Raw genomic sequence first — 4,064 nt, 5'->3', positions numbered from 1 at the left:
GTCCGCCAGAAACATCCTCAGCTTGCGGATTTTCCGCTCGTCTATGTGTCGACGCCCGATTTCAAGGGTGCGTTTCAGGACGGCTGGGAGAAGACGGTGGCGCGGATGATCGAGGTGCTGGTCGAGCCGAGGGAGGCGAACGCCCCGCGAGATCCGGCGCGGGTCAATGTCCTGCCCGGCTGCCATCTCACGCCCGGCGATCTGGACGAGCTTCGTACCATCATCGAGGACTTCGGGCTCAAGCCTTCCTTCCTGCCGGACCTTGCCAGTTCGCTCGACGGCCACATTCCGGAGGAGTTCACGCCGACGACCATCGGCGGCATCGGCGTCGACGAGGTCGCGACCATGGGCGATGCCGCCTGGACCATCGCGATCGGTGCGCAGATGCGCCGTGCGGCCGAGGCGATGCAGGCGAGGTGCGGCACGCCATTGCGGGTGTTCGAGCGTCTGTGCGGGCTCGTCCCCAACGATGAATTCATCATGTTCCTGAGCGAGATCAGTGGCCGCGACGTGCCGGTGAAATATCGCCGGCAGCGCGGCCAGCTCGCCGATGCCATGCTGGATGCCCATTTCCACATCGGCGGCCGCAAGCTTGCCATCGGCGCCGAGCCGGACCTGCTGTTCGAGCTATCCAGCATGCTGCACGAGATGGGGGCGCAGGTCACCGCGGCGGTGACGACAACGCTCTCGCCCGTGCTCGAGCGCATCAAGACCGAGGGGGTTTTGATCGGGGACCTGGAAGATCTGGAAGAGCTGGCCAAGACAAGGGAATGCGATCTCCTGATCACGCATTCGCATGGCCGGCAAGCCGCGGCGCGGCTGAAGATTCCGTTCTTTCGCGCCGGCTTTCCCATGTTCGACCGGCTTGGCGCGGGGCACCAGCTCTCGGTCGGCTACCGCGGCACGCGTGATCTGATCTTCGACATCGCCAATCTCATCATCAGCGACCGCGAGGAGCATCATCAGCCGACGCCGGACACATGGCGGGTGACCGAGGCCGGCCTTCAGGTCCGCCCGCCCCAGCTGCACTGACGCGAGACGAGGAGAGGGTAAGTGCCATGAAAGTCGCATTCGCAACCCAGGACCTGAAGCGCGTCGATGCGCATTTCGGCTGGGCCAGGAACATCGCCATCTATGACATCGGCCCGGAGGGGCACCGATTCGTCGAGGCCGTCCAGTTCGACGGCGATCTCAAGGAAGACGGCAACGAGGACAAGCTCGCGCCCAAGATCGAGGCGATCAAGGATTGCGCCATCCTCTATGTCGCCGCGATCGGCGGGTCGGGGGCCGCGAGGGTGGTCGCCAACAACATCCACCCGATGAAGGTCGCCCAGCCCGAGGCGATCGAGGATCTGGTCGAGAAGCTGGAGAACGTGCTGAAGGGCACGCCGCCGCCGTGGCTGCGCAAGGCCCTGGCGAAGGGCCAGGAACGAACACTCGATTTCGAAGACTAGAGGAAACACCCATGGCCGACGCGGCTGAATTGGCCCAATCCGATCCCGCGGCGCAGGCGCCGTTCGTGAAGGAGCTCGTCAAGATCTGGCGAGCCCAGGACACGCACGGCGCCTGGGAGGGCAAGAGCGATCTCGACCTGATCGAGCCCTATATCGTCGACAAGGCAAAGCGGAGGGAGCTGCCGATCATCGGCGATCCCGACCCGGAGACGATCTGGCGCTTGGAGCTGTTCTTCAATGCGGTCGCGCTTTCGATCGAGCGCGAAACCGGCGTGATGATCTCCCCGATGCTGAAGATGCATCATGAGGGCTTCGGCCGGATGGTGCTGATCGGCGGCCGGCTTATCGTCGTCAACAAGCAGCTCCGCGACGTGCACCGTTTCGGCTTCGACAGCCTCAAGAAGCTCGGCGAGGAGGGCGACAAATACGTGAGCAGCGGCGTCGAGATGATCCGCAAGTTTCAGGACGTTGCGAATTACTGAGGAGCGCGCATGAGCGATGTTGAAACCCTGAAGGCCGAGATCAGGAAGCTCTCGGCCAAGGCAACCCAGGCCAAGATGGACCTGCACGACCTCTCCGAGGAGCTCCCGGTGAACTGGACGTCGATCATGAGCGTGGCGCAGAAAGCACACGATGCCTTCGCCGAGCTCGAGCGCAAGCGTGCGGATCTCAAGACGCTGGAAAAGGCATAATCCGATCATGGCATTTACGACTCGCGACGGCCGCGACTGGAAGCCGGACTACCTCGTCTCGATCGATCCGCAGAAATGCATCGGCTGCGGCCGCTGCTTCAAGGTGTGCGGCCGCCTGGTCATGACCCTCAAGGGCGTCAACGAGGATGGCGAATTGATCGACCTCGACGACGATGAGGACGACGAGATCGAGAAGAAGGTCATGGTGATGCATGACGGCGGCGCCTGCATCGGCTGTGGCGCCTGCTCCCGCGTCTGCCCGACCGGCTCCCAGACCCACGCCGCGGCCGCCTGAGGCGTCGCCCCAGCGGGTCCGGCTACTCGCCGGCCTGGAGCTTGCGCGCCAGAGGAAACAGCTCGGGAGAGCCGCTCGTCACCAGCCGCGGCGCCTCGGCCGGAGGGTCGGGGTTGCTGAAATCCAGATCCTCGATGGTTCCGGCGCGCTTTTCGATCTTGTCGGCGGAGATCAGGATCTGTCTGACGTCCTCGTTGACGTCGGCGAAGTGCTTCTGCAGTTTCAGCACGCGATCGCGCAGGCGGCCAAGATCGTCACCGAGCTTGATCACCTCGGTACGAATCTGGTCGGCGGCGTCGCGCATGCGCGCGTCCTTCATGATCTGCTGCATGACCTGGATCGCGAGCATCAACAGCGAGGGCGACACCAGCACGACGCGGGCGCGGTAGGCCTTCTGGATGACGTCGTCGAAGCGGTCATGGATCTCGGCGTACACCGATTCCGACGGCACGAACATCAGCGCCATATCCTGGGTCTCGCCGATGATCAGGTACTTCTCGGCAATGTCGTTGACGTGCTTGAGCACGTCATTGCGCAGCCGCTGAGCCGCCAGTCTCTTCTCTTCGTCCGTGCGCGCGTCGTGCAGCGCGGTCATCGCCTCCAGCGGAAACTTGGCGTCGATGCACAGCGGCCGCTGGTCCGGCAGGAACACCACGCAGTCGGGCCGCTTTCCGGTCGAAAGCGTGAACTGGAACTCGTAGGAGCCCTTGGGGAGTCCGTCCTGGACGATGGCCTCCATACGCGCCTGGCCGAACGCGCCGCGCGACTGCTTGTTGGCGAGCACGTCGCGCAACGTTGTGACCTGCGTGGTCAGGTCGGTCAGGTTCTTGTGCGCGTTGTCGATGATGCCGAGCCGCTCGTGCAGGGCGCGCAGGCTCTCCATGGTGTTGCGCGTGGAGTGCTCCATGGACTGGCCGACGCGGTGGGTCACCGAATCCAGCCGCTCGTTGACCGCGCGCGCCATCTCGGCCTGCCGGCCGGCCAGCGCCTGGGTCATTGCGTCGACCCGGCCGGTGGATTCGCTTTGCGCGAGCAGCATCTCGTTAAGACGTTCTTCCAGCGCGTCGGCGCGCATGGCCTGCTCGATCGCGAGTTCCGCCCCGCGCCGGCTGGAGCGCGCAACCACCATCGCGATCACCAGCAAGAGGACCAGAAGCAGTCCGCTCATGCCGATCAGAAGGTCGCTGGCGCGAACCGGCCAGTCGCCGACAATAAAGAGAATCTCGCTCATGCCCCCTTCTATCCGATTCGCGGAGAAGCGCGAACGAAGGGAGAACGTTTATGGTTAATGACGGGTAAATATTTATGGTTAACGGAAGCCTGGCTTTTATGGTTAGCGATTCGTTAATGAGTTCGGGCGCGCATTGACCACCCGGGATCGGCAGCTTAAATCGCCCGCCATGGCCATCAGAGAAATCATCATCCTGCCGGACAAGCAGCTTCGGCTCATATCCAAGCCTGTCGAGACGATCACCTCGGAGGTCCGCAAGCTCGCGGACGACATGTTCGAGACCATGTATGCCGCCCCGGGCATCGGGCTTGCGGCGATCCAGGTCGCGCAGCCCGTGCGGCTGATCACCATGGATCTCGCGAAGAAGGGCGAGGACGGCGAGACCAAGCCGC

7 protein-coding genes are annotated in these 4,064 nt (G+C 63.7%); 6 read left to right on the top strand and 1 reads right to left on the bottom strand.

The annotated features are described in order from the left end of the window. From nifN to fdxB, 5 genes are all read left to right on the top strand, one after another. A partial coding sequence (gene nifN, locus HY852_RS08435; RefSeq protein ID WP_291603985.1) for a nitrogenase iron-molybdenum cofactor biosynthesis protein NifN occupies positions 1–1,032 on the top strand: 1,032 nt, incomplete at its 5' end. A 26-nt stretch (positions 1,033–1,058) separates the two neighbouring features. After that, positions 1,059–1,454 (top strand): nitrogen fixation protein NifX, encoded by a 396-nt coding sequence (gene nifX, locus HY852_RS08430; protein WP_291603984.1) that lies wholly within the window; start codon positions 1,059–1,061, stop codon positions 1,452–1,454. Positions 1,455–1,465: 11 nt separating this feature from the next. Then, the gene (locus HY852_RS08425; RefSeq protein WP_291603983.1) at positions 1,466–1,936 is read left to right on the top strand and encodes a NifX-associated nitrogen fixation protein; all 471 of its coding nucleotides are present in this window, start codon (positions 1,466–1,468) and stop codon (positions 1,934–1,936) included. Between the two features lie 9 nt (positions 1,937–1,945). Then, a complete protein-coding gene (locus HY852_RS08420) occupies positions 1,946–2,146 on the top strand; it encodes a CCE_0567 family metalloprotein (RefSeq protein WP_291603982.1) in 201 nt (66 codons plus the stop codon). 7 nt (positions 2,147–2,153) lie between these two features. Further along, positions 2,154–2,441: a ferredoxin III, nif-specific gene (gene fdxB, locus HY852_RS08415; protein WP_291603981.1), complete on the top strand. Its 288-nt coding sequence runs from the start codon at positions 2,154–2,156 to the stop codon at positions 2,439–2,441. 22 nt (positions 2,442–2,463) lie between these two features. Here the strand turns inward: fdxB and HY852_RS08410 are convergent, their stop codons facing one another. Then, entirely contained in the window at positions 2,464–3,672 is a 1,209-nt protein-coding gene (locus HY852_RS08410) for a DNA recombination protein RmuC (RefSeq protein ID WP_291603980.1), read from the bottom strand. Positions 3,673–3,841: 169 nt separating this feature from the next. Between HY852_RS08410 and HY852_RS08405 the strand changes: the two genes are divergently transcribed. Continuing rightward, on the top strand, positions 3,842–4,064 hold a 223-nt coding region (locus tag HY852_RS08405; RefSeq protein ID WP_291603979.1), incomplete at its 3' end, for a peptide deformylase.

It is taken from the genome of Bradyrhizobium sp., from assembly GCF_016213215.1.
Classification (GTDB): Bacteria; Pseudomonadota; Alphaproteobacteria; order Rhizobiales; family Xanthobacteraceae; genus Bradyrhizobium.
Note: the sequence above shows the minus strand (reverse complement) of the source record. Positions and strands in the feature narration are given on the sequence as shown.

What these genes read in the sequence shown, in the direction of transcription:
- nifX (WP_291603984.1), top strand. Translation starts at nt 1,059, where the DNA reads ATGAAAGTCGCATTCGCAACCCAGGACCTGAAGCGCGTCGATGCGCAT.
- HY852_RS08425 (WP_291603983.1), top strand. Translation starts at nt 1,466, where the DNA reads ATGGCCGACGCGGCTGAATTGGCCCAATCCGATCCCGCGGCGCAGGCG.
- HY852_RS08420 (WP_291603982.1), top strand. Translation starts at nt 1,946, where the DNA reads ATGAGCGATGTTGAAACCCTGAAGGCCGAGATCAGGAAGCTCTCGGCC.
- fdxB (WP_291603981.1), top strand. Translation starts at nt 2,154, where the DNA reads ATGGCATTTACGACTCGCGACGGCCGCGACTGGAAGCCGGACTACCTC.
- HY852_RS08410 (WP_291603980.1), bottom strand. Translation starts at nt 3,672, where the DNA reads ATGAGCGAGATTCTCTTTATTGTCGGCGACTGGCCGGTTCGCGCCAGC.